General features: G+C 63.7%; 16 protein-coding genes. 8 read left to right on the forward strand and 8 right to left on the reverse strand.

All coding sequences use genetic code 11. From position 1 onward, the window contains the following. Nucleotides 1–6 precede the first annotated feature (6 nt). The 4 genes from ubiB to FKM97_RS00535 are packed head-to-tail and all read left to right on the forward strand — an operon-like array spanning nt 7 to nt 3,991. Nucleotides 7–1,587 (forward strand): 2-polyprenylphenol 6-hydroxylase, encoded by a 1,581-nt coding sequence (ubiB, locus tag FKM97_RS00520; protein ID WP_143957191.1) that lies wholly within the window; start codon nt 7–9, stop codon nt 1,585–1,587. A gap of 12 nt (nt 1,588–1,599) precedes the next feature. Beyond that, the gene (gene coaBC / locus FKM97_RS00525; protein ID WP_143957192.1) at nt 1,600–2,811 is read left to right on the forward strand and encodes a bifunctional phosphopantothenoylcysteine decarboxylase/phosphopantothenate--cysteine ligase CoaBC; all 1,212 of its coding nucleotides are present in this window, start codon (nt 1,600–1,602) and stop codon (nt 2,809–2,811) included. Then, nucleotides 2,808–3,257, forward strand: a complete 450-nt coding sequence (dut, locus tag FKM97_RS00530) for a dUTP diphosphatase (RefSeq protein ID WP_143957193.1) — start codon at nt 2,808–2,810, stop codon at nt 3,255–3,257. The genes coaBC and dut overlap by 4 nt, the downstream gene beginning before the upstream one ends. Continuing rightward, a complete protein-coding gene (locus FKM97_RS00535; RefSeq protein ID WP_143957194.1) occupies nt 3,254–3,991 on the forward strand; it encodes a HesA/MoeB/ThiF family protein in 738 nt (245 codons plus the stop codon). Before dut ends, FKM97_RS00535 begins: the two co-directional genes overlap by 4 nt. 135 nt (nt 3,992–4,126) lie before the next feature. Here the strand turns inward: FKM97_RS00535 and FKM97_RS00540 are convergent, their stop codons facing one another. After that, a complete protein-coding gene (locus FKM97_RS00540; RefSeq protein ID WP_143957195.1) occupies nt 4,127–5,116 on the reverse strand; it encodes a 2-hydroxyacid dehydrogenase in 990 nt (329 codons plus the stop codon). Between the two features lie 223 nt (nt 5,117–5,339). Here FKM97_RS00540 and FKM97_RS00545 point away from each other — a divergent pair, with 223 nt between their 5' ends. After that, the gene (locus FKM97_RS00545; protein WP_205014633.1) at nt 5,340–5,921 is read left to right on the forward strand and encodes an SH3 domain-containing protein; all 582 of its coding nucleotides are present in this window, start codon (nt 5,340–5,342) and stop codon (nt 5,919–5,921) included. Nucleotides 5,922–6,006: 85 nt separating this feature from the next. Here FKM97_RS00545 and irrA read toward each other — a convergent pair whose 3' ends face one another. Further along, nucleotides 6,007–6,435, reverse strand: a complete 429-nt coding sequence (gene irrA, locus FKM97_RS00550; protein ID WP_281290052.1) for an iron response transcriptional regulator IrrA — start codon at nt 6,433–6,435, stop codon at nt 6,007–6,009. 261 nt (nt 6,436–6,696) lie between these two features. Here irrA and fabA point away from each other — a divergent pair, with 261 nt between their 5' ends. Genes fabA through fabI form a run of 3 tightly spaced genes read left to right on the forward strand, consistent with a single transcriptional unit; the run spans nt 6,697 to nt 9,354 of the window. After that, entirely contained in the window at nt 6,697–7,212 is a 516-nt protein-coding gene (gene fabA / locus FKM97_RS00555; RefSeq protein ID WP_143957834.1) for a 3-hydroxyacyl-[acyl-carrier-protein] dehydratase FabA, read from the forward strand. 29 nt (nt 7,213–7,241) lie between these two features. Beyond that, nucleotides 7,242–8,462 carry a beta-ketoacyl-ACP synthase I gene (gene fabB / locus FKM97_RS00560; RefSeq protein WP_143957196.1) on the forward strand — a complete coding sequence of 407 codons (1,221 nt, stop codon included), beginning with the start codon at nt 7,242–7,244 and terminating at the stop codon, nt 8,460–8,462. Nucleotides 8,463–8,481: 19 nt separating this feature from the next. After that, nucleotides 8,482–9,354: an enoyl-ACP reductase FabI gene (fabI, locus tag FKM97_RS00565; RefSeq protein ID WP_246104880.1), complete on the forward strand. Its 873-nt coding sequence runs from the start codon at nt 8,482–8,484 to the stop codon at nt 9,352–9,354. Between the two features lie 273 nt (nt 9,355–9,627). Here fabI and pnp read toward each other — a convergent pair whose 3' ends face one another. From pnp to FKM97_RS00595, 6 genes are all read right to left on the reverse strand, one after another. Further along, complete coding sequence (gene pnp / locus FKM97_RS00570; protein ID WP_143957197.1) at nt 9,628–11,760, reverse strand: polyribonucleotide nucleotidyltransferase; 2,133 nt, start codon at nt 11,758–11,760, stop codon at nt 9,628–9,630. 141 nt (nt 11,761–11,901) lie between these two features. Then, the gene (gene rpsO, locus FKM97_RS00575; RefSeq protein ID WP_143957198.1) at nt 11,902–12,171 is read right to left on the reverse strand and encodes a 30S ribosomal protein S15; all 270 of its coding nucleotides are present in this window, start codon (nt 12,169–12,171) and stop codon (nt 11,902–11,904) included. A 35-nt stretch (nt 12,172–12,206) separates the two neighbouring features. After that, complete coding sequence (gene truB, locus FKM97_RS00580; RefSeq protein ID WP_143957199.1) at nt 12,207–13,130, reverse strand: tRNA pseudouridine(55) synthase TruB; 924 nt, start codon at nt 13,128–13,130, stop codon at nt 12,207–12,209. A 165-nt stretch (nt 13,131–13,295) separates the two neighbouring features. Then, on the reverse strand, nt 13,296–13,709 hold the full coding sequence (rbfA, locus tag FKM97_RS00585) for a 30S ribosome-binding factor RbfA (protein WP_143957200.1): 414 nt from the start codon (nt 13,707–13,709) through the stop codon (nt 13,296–13,298). Between the two features lie 108 nt (nt 13,710–13,817). Next, a complete protein-coding gene (gene infB / locus FKM97_RS00590; protein ID WP_143957201.1) occupies nt 13,818–16,466 on the reverse strand; it encodes a translation initiation factor IF-2 in 2,649 nt (882 codons plus the stop codon). Continuing rightward, entirely contained in the window at nt 16,463–17,098 is a 636-nt protein-coding gene (locus tag FKM97_RS00595) for an RNA-binding protein (RefSeq protein WP_143957202.1), read from the reverse strand. The genes infB and FKM97_RS00595 overlap by 4 nt, the downstream gene beginning before the upstream one ends. Nucleotides 17,099–17,108 lie beyond the last annotated feature (10 nt).

The raw sequence follows: 17,108 nt of genomic DNA on the forward strand, positions 1-17,108 counted from the left end.
AACTGAATGGCGACCCGCATCGGCCATATCATGACCCTGTTCGGCACCATGTGGGTCCTTGCCCGCCACGATGCCTTTGCAGGCATGGACGAGCTGCCGGACCTTCCTGCCCCCGCCCGCACCGGACTGAGGCTGATGCGCCGCCTCGCGCGCAAGAAGAAGAGCAGGCACAAGGGTCTCGCCCCGGCCATCGTCGAGCTCGGCCCCAGTTACATCAAGCTGGGCCAGTTCCTCGCCACGCGCGCCGACATCGTAGGGACTGAACGGGCCGCCGAACTCTCGGAGCTTCAGGATAGGCTCCCTCCCTTCTCCCGCAAGCGCGCACTTCAGGAGATCCGCCAGAGCCTCGGCTCCGATCCCGCTCTGATCTTCGAGGAGATCGGCCCTCCCATCGCCGCGGCCTCCATTGCCCAGGTCCACAAGGCGACCATCCGCGAGTTCGACGGGACCACCCGAGAGGTCGCGGTGAAGGTGCTCCGCCCCGGAATCGAGGGCCGCTTCGCCCGCGACCTCGATTCCTTCTTCTTCGCCGCGCGTTGGCTCGAGCGCCACAGCCCTCCGGCCCGACGCCTCCGCCCCGTCCAGACCGTCGAGACCCTCGCCCAGTCGGTCAAGCTCGAGATGGACCTCCGCATGGAGGCCGCCGCCATCTCCGAAATCGCCGAGAACACGGTCGGGGACCCGGGCTTCCGCGTACCCCGGATCGACTGGGAGCGGACCGGCCGGCGCGTGCTGACCACCGAATGGATCGACGGCACGCCCCTGAGCGACATCGCGGCGCTGCGGGAGCGGGGCGTGGACTTCGTCGCCTTGGGCGAGACCATCATCCAGAGCTTCTTGCGCCACGCGATCCGGGACGGGTTCTTCCATGCCGACATGCATCAGGGGAACCTCTTCGTAGATCATGACGGTCTTCTCGTTGCCGTCGACTTCGGCATCACGGGCCGCCTCAGCCTCAAGGACCGCCGCTTCCTTGCCGAAATCTTGTGGGGCTTCATCAATCGCAACTATCGGCGCGTGGCCGAGGTCCATTTCGAGGCCGGCTACGTCCCTGCCGACCAGTCCACCGACCTCTTCGCCCAGGCCCTGCGGGCGATCGGCGAACCGCTCATGGGCAAGCAGGCCGATCAGATTTCCATGGCGCGGGTGCTCGGCCAGCTGTTCACCGTCACCGAGCAGTTCAACATGGCCACCCAGCCGCAGCTCCTGCTCTTGCAGAAGACGATGGTCGTCGTCGAGGGCGTCGCGCGCAGCTTCAACCCGCAACTCAACATGTGGGACACTGCGGAGCCTGTGGTCCGCCGCTGGGCAGAGGAGCATCTCGGCCCCAGCGCCTATCTTCACGACGCAGCCGAAGGAGCCGCTCTTCTTGGACGCGTCTTCGGCAACCTGCCCGAACTTTTCAACGACGCCGAGCGCACCGCGAGGATGCTCTCCGCCATGGCCGACGCCGGCGGCATAAAGCTCGACAGGACGACCAGTGAATCTCTTGCAGCGGCAGGCAGCCGTCACGATCTGACCACCAGGATGGCGATCTGGATCGGCGCGCTTGCGCTCGTGGCCCTCGCCGTCAGTCAATTTGTGTAGGACTTCCATCTCATGCTCGACGGAAAGCGCATCCTGCTCGTCATCGGCGGCGGCATCGCGGCGTACAAGACCCTGACCCTGATCCGCCGCCTTCGGGAACGGGGGGCCTCGGTGCGCGCGATCCTCACCAGGGCGGGCGCCGAGTTCGTCACGCCTCTGTCCGTCGCCAGCCTGACGGAAAGCAAGGTCTTCACCGACCTGTTCAGCCTGACCGACGAAGCCGAGATGGGGCACATCCAGCTCTCCCGCTCCGCCGATCTGATCGTCGTCGCCCCTGCCACGGCAGACCTCATGGCCAAGATGGCCACCGGCCAGGCGGACGATCTGGCGACCACCACACTGCTCGCCACCGATGCCCCCGTGCTCATCGCTCCGGCAATGAACGTCCGCATGTGGGACCATCCCGCCACCCGTCGCAATCTGGCCCAGCTGCGTGCCGACGGCATCCTCACCGTCGGACCGGAGCAAGGAGACATGGCCTGCGGCGAGTATGGCTACGGCCGGATGTCGGAGCCGGAAGCCATCATCGCAGTGGCGGAAAATCATTTCGCACCCGAAATGAGTGGCCCTTTGCGCGGCCTGAAGGTGCTGATCACCGCTGGCCCGACCCATGAGCCCATCGATCCCGTGCGCTACATCGCCAACCGCTCCTCCGGCCAGCAGGGCTATGCCCTCGCCGCCGCGAGTCATCGTGCAGGGGCGGAGACGGTTCTCGTGACCGGCCCCACCAATCTCGAGATTCCCGCCGGCGTCACCGTCCACCGGGTCGAGTCCGCCCGCGAGATGCTGGCCGCCTGCGAGGCCGAGCTCCCCTGCGACGTCGCCATTTTCGCCGCAGCGGTTGCCGACTGGCGCGTCGATCACGCGGCCGCGCAGAAGATCAAGAAGCACAATGGCGAGACGCCGCACCTTGACCTGATCGAGAACCCCGACATTCTCCGCACCCTCGCCACCTCCGATCGGCGCCCCCGCCTGGTCGTCGGCTTCGCTGCCGAAACCGAGAATGTGGTCGATAACGCGCGCACGAAGCTGGCGAAGAAGGGCTGCGACTGGATCGTCGCCAATGATGTCTCGCCGGGGACGGGCATCATGGGGGGCGCGAACAACACCGTTCACCTCGTCACGGCGGATTCGGTGGAGGATTGGCCGAATCTGCCCAAGATCCGGGTGGCGGAGCGCCTGGTCGCAAGAATTGCCGGCGCCTTGTCGGATGTCGAACCGTGACGGTCGCCATTGCGGTCCGCCGCCTCGACCATGGCGCAGACCTGCCCTTGCCGGCATACGAAACGGACCAGGCCGCCGGCATGGATCTGCGGGCCGCCATCACCGCACCGCTCACCCTCTCTCCGGGCGAGCGCAGCCTCGTCCCCTCTGGCCTGGCGATCGCCCTGCCCCCGGGATACGAGGCCCAGATCCGCCCGCGCTCCGGGCTGGCCCTGAAGCACGGGGTCACCTGCCTCAACACCCCCGGCACGATCGACGCCGATTACCGTGGCGAGATCAAGGTGCTGCTCATCAATCTCGGCCGGGAGCCGCTGACCATCGAGCGCGGCGATCGCATTGCACAGATGATCGTGAGCCCCGTCTCCCGTGCCTCCTGGCGGGAGGTCGCGAGCCTCGACGACACCAGTCGCGGAGCGGGCGGATTTGGATCCTCGGGGCGGGCATGAGGCTCACCGATGACGAGTTGGAGCGCTATTCCCGACACATCCTGCTGAAGGAGGTCGGCGGCCCCGGCCAGCAGCGGCTGAAATCGGCCCAGGTTCTGGTGATCGGCGCCGGCGGCCTGGGGGCCCCGGTCCTGCTTTACCTTGCCGCAGCCGGCATCGGGACGCTGGGGATCGTCGACGATGACACCGTTTCTCTGTCCAACCTGCAGCGCCAGATCATCCATGATACCCCGGGACTTGGCAGTGCGAAGACCGAAAGCGCAGCCGCCGCGATCCGCCGGCTGAACCCCGGCGTCGCCGTTCGCTCCCACCGGCAGAGGCTCACGGCCGATAATGCTCTGGCGCTGGTCACGGACTATCACATCGTCGCCGATGGCTCGGACAATTTCGAGACCCGCAGCCTCGTCGCCGATGCCTGCGAGCAAGCCCGCATCCCTCTGGTCTCCGCCGCCGTCGGCCGCTTCGATGGCCAGATCACCACCTTCAAGCCTCATGAACGCCGCCCCGATGGCTCGCCCTACCCCACCTATCGCAGCCTCTACCCCGAGGCCCCCGCTCCCGGGTCCATGCCCAGCTGCGACGAGGTCGGCATCATCGGCGCGTTGACGGGCATCATCGGCTCGATGCAGGCCCTCGAGGTGATCAAGGAAATCCTGGGGATCGGCGACAGCCTCGCCGGCCGGCTCCTGATGTACGACGCCCTCGGCCCCCGCATCTACGAAGCCAGGATCTAAGCCCCACCCTCGTCATCCTGGCCGGAGCGCAGCGCAGAGCCGGGACCCCATTCGGCTCGGGGACCCCATGCCGCGCCCGAGCCCGTGAGCACCGGAAGTGACCCGCGCCAAAACGGCCGGCAGGAGTGAGATGGCTCAGATCATGTTGGGCAGCACGCGATCGGGAGGCGTATGCCCGTCGATGAAGGTCTTGATGTTGATGATGACCTTTTCGCCCATGTCGACACGGCCCTCGATCGTCGCCGAACCCATATGGGGCAGCAGCACCGCCCGCGGATTCTTGATCAGCCGAGGATTGACTGCCGGCTCGTGCTCGAACACGTCAAGCCCGGCGCCGCCCAGTTCGCCCGCCTCCAGCATCCGCGCCAGCGCATTCTCGTCGATCACCTCGCCGCGCGAGGTGTTGACGATGATCGCGCTCGGCTTCATGAGCCGCAATCGCCGCGCATTCAGCAGATGGTAGGTGCCGGGCGTATGGGGGCAGTTCACCGAGATCACGTCCATGCGGGCGAGCATCTGGTCGAGGCTCTCCCAATAGGTCGCCTCCAACTCCTCTTCCAGCCGCGCGCTCACCGGTCGCCGATTGTGATAGTGGATCTGCAGTCCGAACGCCTTCGCCCGCCGCGCCACCGCCGAGCCGATGCGTCCCATGCCGACGATGCCAAGCCGCTTTCCGTAGATGCGATGCCCCAGCATCCAGGTGGGCGACCAGCCGGTCCAGGCGGTATCGCTGCCGATCACGGCCGCGCCTTCGGTCAACCGCCGGGCGACGGCGAGAATCAGCGCCATCGTCATGTCTGCGGTGTCTTCCGTCAGCACCCCGGGCGTATTGGTGACGATGATTCCGCGCATGTTCGCGGTTTCCACGTCGATATTGTCCACCCCTGTGCCGAAATTGGCGATCAGCTTCAGCTGAGGCCCTGCCTGCGACAATACGGCCTTGTCGATCCGGTCCGTCACGGTGGGCACCAGCACGTCGGCAGTCTTCACCGCCTCGACGAGATCGGCATGTCCCACCGGATGGTCGTCGAGATTGAGCCGCGTATTGAAGAGCTCGCGCATACGCGTCTCCACCACGTCGGGCAGCTTGCGCGTTACAATTACCAGCGGCTTACGCTTCGTCATTGAAGCCCCTCCTCGACGCGGCACGGGGTGCGGCGTTCCCGCTCAGCCCTCCATAAGGCTGAGGCACACTCTTTAAGTCGGGACCGGGCTTGTGTAAACTCCGCACGCATCGGAGCAGACCTTTCGACCAGCCCGTCTCCACAAGAGGGCGAAATCGGCTTTGGGAGCGATTTCAAGGTTTTGGCGCCCGGACATTGGATTGAAGAGACTGGGTGATTCGCTGATGTTCCAGAAACGAATTCACGCGGGAAATCTCGCGTTCGTTTCGCTCATCCTGATGATGGCTTGCGTCGGGGCCGCGTTGGGCCCCCGCGGTAACGCAATTGCGAACGAAGATCAGCAGGCGGCGGCCGCCGCTGGCCGGGATGTCGGCCCCAGTGGCCTGCCGGTGCCGCGGTTCGTCAGCCTGAAATCGGATAAGGTGAATGTCCGTCGGGGCCCCAGCAGCGAGCATCAGGTCGCCTGGGTCTACGAGCGTCGCAGTCTGCCGGTGGAGATCATCGCCGAGTTTGAGAACTGGCGCCGGATCCGGGACAGTGACGGCGAGGAGGGTTGGGTCTATCACAGCCTGCTGTCGAGCACGCGCACCGCTGTCGTCTCGCCCTGGAAGCATGGGACTTCGGCATTGCTTTACCAACAGCCGAACAACGGTAGTCGTGCAGTGGCGAAGGTCGAGTCGGGTGTGCTCGCGAATGTGAGTCGCTGTTCAGGCACTTGGTGTCAGCTGGAGATCAGCGGGTATAGCGGCTGGCTTGAGCAGAATACGCTCTGGGGCGTCTATCCCGGCGAAAGGATCGATCCCTGAGGCGATCGTCCTGATCTGGCGAGGAACGCCGGGTCGCACCCTTGATGATGCGAAGATTTACGGCCCGTGTCGAAGATGGACCGTCTTATCCTTCGTCGGAAAGGCGAATGATCACGTCGATCCGTGTGATCGAGGTTCCGTCCGGAGCCTCCGGGATGCCGACCACCTGCAGGTCTTCACTTTCGATGTCGAGCAGGGTGCCCGTGCTCTCGATGAAGAAATGATAATGGTTTGAGGTATTGGTGTCGAAATAGGTCTTGGCACCCTCCACCGCGACTTCGCGCAGCAGACCGGCCCGGGTGAACTGGTTCAACGTGTTGTAGACGGTGGCCAGGGACACGGGCACCCGGGCGAACACTGCCTCTTCATGGAGCTCTTCGGCCGTGACATGGCGATCGCCGACGCTGAAGAGGATCCGGGCGAGCGAAACGCGTTGCCGCGTAGGCCTCAATCCGGAATGACGCAGCTTTGCCACGACCATCGCCTCTCCGGCCTGTGCAACGGGTTCCATCATCTTAACCTTCGGTCCCTTCGGCACGAATGGCGTGCCGGTCCAGCAGTGAGAACGTCTCGCAATTACCATTTGTGAGCCACAGCGGCAAGCAGCATTCCGTCGCATAGTATGGCGTCCCACCATAAGGAGGTGAAAGCCTTTCGGCAGCGCGACTGGTGTGATAGGAAGCGGCAATGCAGGAGATTGGCTGGTGAACAGCCTGCCTTGGCTAGCCATCGGCCTCGTGAGAGTGTCGAACATTGAATGACAGAGCTGCGACGGATGCTTCACCGCAAATCGAGCTACCGCTATGAAGAGCTTCTTGCCTGCGCCCGGGGCGAATTGTTCGGGCCGGGCAATGCGCAGCTTCCTCTTCCTCCGATGCTGATGTTCGACCGTATATCGTCGATCACCGAGCAGGGCGGAGACTATGACAAGGGCCAGATCGTGGCTGAGCTCGACATCAGGAAGGACCTTTGGTTCTTTCCCTGTCACTTTCAGGGCGACCCTGTGATGCCGGGCTGCCTTGGTCTGGACGCCCTTTGGCAATTGCTTGGATTTTTCCTCGGCTGGCTGGGGAGTCCCGGCAAGGGTCGTGCCCTCAGTGTCGGCGAAGTGAAGTTCACCGATATGGTGGTGCCCTCCGTCACCAAGGTTGAATATGTCGTGAACCTGAAGCGTGTCGTTCAGCGAAAGCTGACTCTTGGCATCGCCGACGGCATTCTGAAGGCGGATGGGCGTCCCCTTTATGCGGCGACGGACTTGAAGGTTGGCCTGTTCACGCCAGCTAAGGCCTAGCGGAAATTCGGGAGAGGAAGGACCTGACCTTGAGGCGCGTCGTCGTAACCGGCATCGGGATCGTATCGAGCATCGGCAACAATGCGGAGGAGGTGACGGCCTCCTTGCGCGAGGCGAAATCCGGGATCGTCCGCGCCGATAGATATGCTGAGCTTGGCTTTCGCTGTCAGGTGCACGGCGCTCCTCGCCTTGACCCTGCCCAAGTCGTGGACCGTCGGGCCATGCGCTTCCTCGGCGAAGGAGCCGCTTGGAACCACGTCGCCATGGAGCAGGCGATCGGCGATTCCGGTCTTGAGCCGGGCGAGGTCTCCAACGAGCGCACGGGCATCATCATGGGCTCCGGTGGACCTTCCACGCGAGCTATCGTTGAGGCCGCGGATATCACGCGGGAAAAGGGGCCGAAGCGCATAGGGCCTTTCGCGGTCCCGAAGGCGATGTCGTCCACGGCGTCGGCGACACTTGCCACCTGGTTCAAGATCAAAGGCGTGAACTATTCGATCTCGTCTGCCTGTGCGACGTCCACCCATTGCATCGGCAACGCCGCAGAGATGATCCAATGGGGCAAGCAGGACGTCATGTTTGCCGGTGGCTGCGAAGAGCTGGACTGGACCCTGTCGAGCCTTTTCGATGCCATGGGCGCGATGTCGTCGAAATACAACGCGACGCCGGCAACCGCCTCGCGGGCCTATGATGTGAGCCGCGATGGCTTTGTCATTGCGGGCGGTGGCGGCGTGCTGGTGCTTGAGGAGCTGGAGCGGGCCAAGGCACGCGGTGCGAAGATCTACGCCGAGATCGTGGGCTACGGCGCCACCTCCGACGGCTATGACATGGTTGCCCCTTCGGGCGAGGGAGCGGAGCGCTGCATGCGCATCGCTCTTCAGGGACTGAAGGGCGAGAAGGTGGATTACATCAATCCGCACGCGACATCGACCCCGGCCGGTGACGGTCCCGAGATCGATGCCATCCGCCGCATTTTTGGCGCGGGCGACAAATGCCCGCCGATTTCTGCCACCAAGTCGTTGAGCGGGCATTCTCTCGGGGCTGCCGGAGTGCATGAGGCGATCTACAGCCTCCTCATGATGAGCAACAGCTTCATTGCGGAAAGCGCGAACATTCAGGATCTGGATCCGGCATTCGCCGACATGCCGATCATGCGGAAGCGCGTCGATGGCGCCGATCTGAATGTTGTGCTGTCGAATTCCTTTGGTTTCGGCGGCACAAACGGAACCTTGGTCTTCAAGAAGCACTAAGAATTGGAATTGATGAATAATGGCAAGATTGGGTGATGATATGGGGTCGCACGGGCTTATGGCAGGCAAGCGGGGCCTGGTCATGGGTGTAGCCAATGACCACTCCATCGCCTACGGCATTGCCAACGCGCTGCGCAAGCATGGTGCGGAGCTCGCCTTCACCTATCAGGGTGAGGCTTTCGGGCGCCGCGTTCGTCCTTTGGCGGCATCCTTGGGGAGCGACATCCTCATCCCATGCGACGTCGAGGATGTGGCGACGGTGGACAAGGCATTCACGGATTTGGGGGAGCGCTGGGAGACGGTCGATTTCGTCGTCCATGCCATCGCCTATTCCGACAAGAGTGAATTGAAGGGCCTCTATGCGGAGACGACCCGGGAGAATTTCATCCGGACCATGGTGATCTCCTGCTTTTCGTTCACGGAGATCGCCCGTCGCGTCGCGCCCATGATGCCGAAGGGCGGCTCGCTCCTGACATTGACATATGGCGGCTCGACCCGGGTCATGCCGAATTACAACGTCATGGGCGTCGCCAAAGCGGCTCTGGAGGCGAGCGTACGCTATCTGGCGGCGGACTTCGGCCCGCAGAACGTACGCGTGAACGCCTTGTCTGCGGGCCCCATGCGCACCCTCGCCGGCTCCGGCATCGCCGATGCGCGTGTCATGTACAACTATCAGAAGAAGCACGCGCCCCTGCGCCGGACCGTCACTCTCGACGAAGTCGGCGGCGCCGCGCTGTACCTGCTGTCAGATCTGGCCAACGGCGTGACCGGCGAGATCCATTACGTCGACTCCGGCTACAACATCATATCGATGCCGCGCCCCGACGACATCATCCGCGAGGCCGTGGAAGAAGAATCCGCCGCCCTCGCAGCACGCGAAGCCGCCCAGTAGCCAGCATCGATCCAACCATCCCGGCCGCCGTCATCCCGGCCGCCCCCTCCTGCACGTCATCCCGGGCGCACTGCAGCGCGAAGCGGTGCCGTGCAGACCCGGGACCCCATGCCCCTTCTTCCCCGTCACCCCGGCCACCCCCCCCCCCACGTCGTCCCGGCCGAAGAGCCGGGACCCCGTGCGACTGTCACTCCCAACGCCCTGACCCCGCAATGAAAAAGGGCGCCCTAACTTCAGGACGCCCTCGAATTCGCACCGAATGAGTTGGCAGCTTTACTCCGCTGCCTTCTCCTTCTTCGACAGGTCTTCGCCCGTCTCCTGGTCCACGACCTTCATCGACAGGCGGACCTTGCCGCGGGGATCGAAGCCGACGAGCTTGACCTTGACCGCTTGGCCTTCCTTCACCACGTCCGAGACCTTCTCGACCCGGTGAGGGGCCAGCTCGGACACGTGCACGAGGCCGTCCTTTGCGCCGAAGAAATTCACGAACGCGCCGAAATCGACGACCTTCACGACCTTCCCGTCATAGACTTCGCCGACCTCGGGCTCCGACACGATGCTCTTGATCCACTTCATCGCCGCATCGATCGCCTCGCCCTTCGAGGATGCGATCTTGATCGTTCCGTCGTCTGAGATGTCGACCTTCGCGCCGGTCTTCTCCACGATCTCGCGGATGACCTTGCCGCCCGAGCCGATGACTTCCCGGATCTTGTCCACCGGGATGTTCATCACTTCGATCCGCGGAGCATGCTCGCCGAGCCCTGCGCGCGCCGAGTTCAGCGCCTTCGACATCTCGCCCAGAATGTGCAGGCGTCCGTCCTTCGCTTGAAACAGCGCGGTGCGCATGATGTCTTCGGTGATGCCGGAGATCTTGATGTCCATCTGCAGCGAGGTCACGCCCTCCTCTGTTCCGGCCACCTTGAAGTCCATGTCGCCGAGATGGTCTTCATCCCCGAGGATGTCCGACAGCACCGCGACGCGGCCGTCCTCTTCCTTGATCAATCCCATGGCGATGCCCGCCACCGGACGCTTCAGAGGCACGCCGGCATCCATCAGCGCCAGTGAGGCGCCGCAGACCGAGGCCATCGATGACGAACCGTTGGATTCCGTGATCTCCGACACGACGCGGATCGTGTAGGGGAACTGGTCCTTCTGCGGCAGCAGCGGATGCACCGCCCGCCAGGCCAGCTTGCCATGTCCGATCTCGCGTCGCCCGGTAAAGCCGGTGCGGCCCGTCTCGCCCACCGAATAGGGCGGGAAATTGTAATGCAGCATGAAGGATTCCTTGTAGGTCCCCTCCAAGGCATCCACGAACTGCTCGTCGTCCCCGGTGCCCAGCGTGGTCACCACCAGCGCCTGCGTCTCGCCGCGCGTGAACAACGCGGTTCCATGGGCGCGCGGGATGACGCCCACTTCCGCCTCGATCTGCCGCACATCCGTCAGCGACCGACCATCGATCCGTTTGCCGGTATCGAGGATGTTGTTGCGGACGATCTTCTTCTCGAGGCTCTTGAAAGCTTCGCCGAAAGCCTGCGAATCCAGTGCGGGTTCGCCTTCGGCCGGCGCCAAGGCGGCCAGCGCCTGGGCCTTTGCCTCGCTCACCGCGTCCTGGCGAGAAGCTTTGGCCACGATCTGATAGGCCTCGCGCAGCTTGGAATCTGCAGCACCCTTGACCCGCTCGAACATGGCCGAATTGTCGGCCAGGCTGACATCGCGCGGCTCGCGCGCGGCATGCTCGGCCAGACGGACGATCGCATCGATCACCGGCTGGAAACCCCGGTGCCCGAACATCACGGCGCCAAGCATAATCTCTTCGGAGAGCTCATGAGCCTCCGACTCGACCATCAGGACGGCGTCCTGCGTGCCCGCGACCACGAGGTCGAGCTTCGTCTCGGCCATGTCGTGCAGGGGCGGGTTGAGCATGTACTCGCCATCCACATACCCGACGCGCGCCGCACCGATGGGTCCCATGAAGGGAATGCCGGAGATGGTGAGCGCTGCGGAAGCGGCGATCACTGCGACGATGTCCGGGTCGTTCTCCATGTCATGGCTGAGAACGGTGATGATCACCTGGGTCTCGTTCTTGAACCCGGGGACGAACAGCGGCCGGATCGGCCGGTCGATCAGCCGCGAGACCAGCGTCTCCTTCTCCGAGGGACGGGCTTCGCGTTTGAAAAAGCCGCCGGGAATCTTGCCGGCGGCGTAAGCCTTCTCCTGATAGTTGACGGTCAGGGGAAAGAAGTCGATCCCTGGCTTTGCGGTCCGCTCGGCGACAGCCGTGGCCAAAACCGTGGTATCGCCATAAGTCACCAGCACGGCACCGTCGGCTTGGCGAGCGATGCGGCCGGTTTCGAATTTCAGCGGGCGTCCGCCCCAATCCAATTCTTCTGTATGTATATCGAACATGTCTAACCTTCCTTCAGCCCTTCGCCACCCCATCGAGCGTTTATCGATGACCTTTGGCGGCATCCCTTATGGGCTAAGGACCGTCGGCCCCTGCCGGCGGTCCATGGGAAACGCGTAATCTGGTGTAAGCGGCAACGCCGATTAGCGGCGGATGCCCAGCTTCTCGATGATGGCCTTGTAACGGCCTTCATCCTTGCCCTTCACATAGTCCAGCAGCTTGCGCCGGCGGCTGACCATCTTCAACAGGCCGCGGCGGGAATGATTATCCTTCTTGTGCGTCTGGAAGTGCTCGGTGAGGTTCTTGATCCGCTCGGTCAGGACAGCGATCTGCACGTCGGCGGACCCTGTATCATTGGCGGAAAGGGCATTGTCTTTGATGACTTCGAGCTTGCGCTCGGTTGTAATCGACATCGGGGTTCTCCTGTACGTTCGGGCGACCTGGTCGTTCAGGTCAGATTGAACACGCGCTTCGGCTGAAGAGCCCCGTCACGGACCTCGACCAGCGCCACGGGCTTTCCATGGAGCTCGACGAGAAGTGTTCCGTTCAAGACGGGGGCGTCTCTGCCACGCATGACGACCGGCTGGCCTCTTTGAAGGCGAGCCGCATCCGCACTGCCGATGGCCAGGGCCGGGATGTCGTCCAGCGCGGTCCCGACAGGGCGGAGAACTTCTAAAAGGGCCTCGCGGCCGGGGTCCTTATCGCTCAAATCCTCAAGTTCTTCCAGCGAAATCATATCCTCTTCTGCAAGTGCGCCGACACGCATGCGTCGCAGCTCGGTCACATGCCCATGGCAGCCCAGAAGCCGTCCCATGTCGCGGGCCAGAGCGCGCACATAGGTACCGGGACCGCACTCTGTTTCGAAGACGAAATGATCGGCATCGAGGACTTCGATGAGGTCCAGGCCGGCCACGAAGACCTCGCGCGGCGGAATGAGAACCTCTTCACCGCTGCGAGCCAGGTCATAGGCCCGCTCCCCCGCGATTTTGATGGCCGAGAACTGGGGCGGCGTCTGCATGATCCTGCCGATGAAGCGGTCCAGGATCGCATCGACCTCCTCCGGCGTCGGCCGGATTGTCGATTCTGCGGTAACCTGCCCTTCCGTGTCGTCGGTGTTGGTCTCTTGCCCCCAGCGCACGGTGAAGCGGTAGTCTTTTGATCCCTCGACGACATAGGAGACGGTTTTGGTGGCTTCACCCAGGGCGATTGGCAACATGCCCGTCGCCAGGGGATCCAGCGTGCCCCCATGGCCGGCTTTCTGCGCATTGAACAGGCGCTTTACACGCGCCACTGCTTGCGTCGACGTCAGGCCCTGTGGCTTGTCCAGCAGGATCCAACCGTTTACCGCATCACCCTTCCGCCTGCGCGCCATCGTCTCAGCAGTCCTTTTTTCGTTAAGTCATGGAGCCCCCGCCTTTCGACGGTCTCTCCTTGCGGGAGAGGAAGGTCCCATTGCGCCGAGGATGTGGCGGGGCCGAAGCCTCTAGGCGAACCTGTCTCCTAGCCTCGACCAGGCGCACAAGGGAGGCGCATCCGCCTAATTCTTGTCGTCGCCTTCATCATCCTCGTCTTTGTCCAGATCCCGCGCGACTTCCGGCCGATGCAGGATCTCATCCACCTTCGCGGCGTAATCGAGTGATGTGTCTCGCCTGAAATGCAGATCCGGCATGAACTTTAAGTCCACCCGCCGACCCACTTCCGAGCGGAGCCGCTTGCGGCTGCGTTCGAGTGCGGGCATGACCTTGTCGGCCTTGTGCGTCCCGAACGGGACCACGAATGCCGTCGCATGTTTCAGGTCGGGGGTCATCGACACCTCCAGCACCGTCACGGCGCCATCGAGCGTCGGATCATCGACCTCGCCGCGCGCGAAGATGTCCGCGAGGGCATGACGGATGAGCTCTCCCACCCGCAGCTGCCTTTGGCCGGGCGTTCCCTTCCGATGTGTGATCATGATGGTGGTTCCAGATCATTTTCGAGCGAACCGGTCCCGGAGCGCGTCATGTACGAGATGCTCCGGGACCAAACCGCTTGATCGGACAATATCCGCCGGGGAAAACCCCTAGGCGAGACTGCGCGCGATCTCCTCGACGCGATAGCACTCGATGACGTCGCCCGGACGCATGTCCTGGTAGCCCTCGAAGGCCATGCCGCATTCTTGGCCGGACACCACCTCGCGCACTTCGTCCTTGAACCGCTTCAGGGTCGAAAGTGTACCTTCGTGGATGACCACGTTGTTCCGGATGAGTCGCACCTTCGCGCCGCGCTGGACGACGCCGTCGGTGACCCGGCAACCGGCGATCTTTCCCACCTTGGAAATGTTGAAGATCTCGAGGATCTCCGCATTTCCCAGGAACTCCTCGCGAAGCTCCGGTGCGAGCAGTCCCGACATGGCGCTCTTCACATCGTCCACGAGATCGTAGATGACGTTGTAGTAGCGGATCTCGATGCCTGCCTGCTCGGCGGCTTGCCGCGCTTGCGCATTGGCACGCACGTTGAAGCCGAGCACGACCGCCCCGGACGCGGAGGCCAGCGTGATGTCGGACTCGGTGATGCCACCGACCCCATACAGCAGCACACGGGCCGTGACCTCGTCGGTTCCCAGCTTGTCGAGTGCCTGGACGATCGCTTCGGTAGAACCCTGGACGTCGCCTTTGATGAGCACCGGCACTTCCTTGCGGGCGCCTTCGCGCAGCTGGCTCATCATCTGCTCGAGCGATGCTCTTGCAGTCGGTGCGGCACCCTTGAGCTCGCGACGCTTGCGCTCGCGATACTCGGTGATCTCCCGGGCGCGGCTCTCCGAATCGACGACGACGAACTGGTCGCCCGCTTCCGGAGTCGACCCGATGCCGAGAACCTCGACGGGGACGGACGGTCCGGCTGCAGTGATGTTCTGGCCGCGATCATTGATCAGGGCACGCACGCGCCCCCAGGCCGAACCAGCGACGAAGATGTCGCCGACATGCAGGGTGCCACGCTGAATCAGCACTGTGGCGACCGGTCCACGGCCCTTGTCGAGTTGTGCCTCGACGACGACGCCGTCTGCGGCGCGGTCGACATTGGCGCGGAGCTCGAGCACTTCGGCCTGCAGGATGATCGTTTCCAGCAACTTGTCGAGATTGGTGCCTTTGATGGCCGACACTTCGACTTCGAGCGTGTCACCGCCCATGCTTTCGACCACCACCTCGTGACGCAGCAGGTCGGTCCGGACCCGGTTGGGATCTGCGTCCGGTTTGTCGATCTTGTTGATCGCGACGATCATCGGCACACCGGCCGCCTTGGCGTGGTTGATGGCCTCGATCGTCTGGGGCATCACGCCGTCGTCGGCCGCCACCACCAGCACGACGATATCCGTCGCTTTGGCGCCGCGAGCACGCATGGCGGTGAAGGCCGCATGGCCCGGCGTGTCGATGAAGGTCACCGAACCCGACGGTGTCTCCACCTGATAGGCGCCGATATGCTGGGTGATGCCACCGGCTTCGCCCGCGGCCACCTTCTCGTGACGGATCGCATCCAGCAGAGACGTCTTGCCATGGTCGACATGGCCCATGACCGTCACGACGGGTGCGCGTGGAGTGGTGTTCTCAGCGGTATCGTCGATACCCATTAATCCTTCTTCGACATCGGATTCCGACACCCGCTTGACCCGGTGACCCATCTCTTCCGCGATGAGCTGTGCCGAATCGGTGTCGATGATGTCGTTGATCTTGAACATCTGCCCCTGACGCATCAGGAGCTTGATCACGTCCACGGCCCGCTCCGACATGCGGTTGGCGAGTTCCTGGATGGTGATGGCCTCCGGAATGACCACGTCGCGAACGATCTTCTCGCTCGACTGTTGGAACAGTCCGGTCTGCTTCTTTTGCCGCTCTTGCCGGCGACGCATCGCGGCGAGAGAGCGTTCGCGGCCCTCTTCTCCGGTAAGCGCGTTGCCGATTGTGAGCCGTCCACGCCGGCGCTCGGCGTCGGTTTTCGCACGGACCGGTGCCTTGACCTCGCGCTTGACCTTCGACCGGCCCCGCGCTTCCTCATCCTCGTCGATGTCGACGACTTTGGGGGCAGCCACGGGAGCGGCGACAGGCGCGGCCACAGGAGCTTTCACCGGTGCCGGCTCGGGCTCCGCCTTGACCGGCTCGCTTCTCTCGGCTGCCGGCTTCAGGGCCTCTTCCGCAGCGCGCAGCGCCTCGGCTTCCGCAAGGCGTTTTTCTTCCGCCTCACGTTCACGGCGCGCGATCTCGTCGATCTCGGCTTGTCGGCGTGCCTGTTCCTCTGCCCGTGCCCGATCCTCCGCGTCTCGGACGCGGGCATCGGCCAGAGCCTGGGTGCGGGCGTCCCGTTCCTCTTCGGTGAGCGTCCGCAGAACGATTCCGGGACGGTTATCTCGCGAGGGGGTCTGGGGGGGCCGACGGGTGGTTTCGGGCTGAGCGGCAGGTGCAGGCCGTGCCTGGGGAGCCGCTGGCGTGACTTCGACGGGAGCCGGGACGGGCTTGGGCTGTGGCGCCGGCGCTTCCGCCGTGACGGGCTGCTCCGGCCGGCCGCCGGGCGTGCCGGGCCCTACGATGCGCTTGCGTTTCTTCTCCACGACCACCTGCTTGGTGCGGCCATGGGAGAAGTTCTGCTTCACGCGTCCCTGCTCGACAGTGTTGCGGCGCAGACTCAAAGTCCGGCCGCCAGCCATCGAATTATTGTCAGTGTCTTTTGTATCCGTCATTCCTCAACGGTCCTGCAGCGCCACCTATCCGCCGTGGCAGAAACATAATGTCCGTACCTGTGCGCTGCCTTCAGGAACGCCTTTGTCAGTCTATCTTGGCCGAGCGCAGCATGTATCACATTTGCCCTGCCCAATGCCAAACTCAATTGCTCTCCGGTGAAGACTTCTACGGTCTCCACCTCCTTTTGACCCGATGCCGCGAGTTTGTCGGCAAGCTTGCGCCGACCATCCGCCGCCCCGTCTCGCGCTTCGACCAGAATCGCCACGCGTCGACGCGTGATCTGCTCGGCGACTTTCTCGAAGCCGGTCGTCACCAGACCGGCTCGATTGGCGAAACCCAGTAGTCCGAGCGCACGATCCGCCAACAATACTCCAACAAGGTCGGCGAGATCGTCAACAGCCCTTGCGGCCTGTTTGAACCCCCGTGCGAATAAACGCTTGCTGACCGCATCTGCGACCAGCGCCCGTTCCGCCGTCACCCATACCCCCCGACCTGGCAGCTCTCGCTTCAGGTCCGGAACCACCTGACCGTCCGGTGCGAGCACGAACCTCACCATGGCGTCTGGAGGCAATGTCGCCCGGGTCACGATGCATGTGCGTATGGGCTCCGCCGTCTCTCGCGACTTGACCATCGCAACCTGC

Source organism: Rhodoligotrophos appendicifer, assembly GCF_007474605.1.
In the GTDB taxonomy this organism is placed as follows: domain Bacteria; phylum Pseudomonadota; class Alphaproteobacteria; order Rhizobiales; family Im1; genus Rhodoligotrophos; species Rhodoligotrophos appendicifer.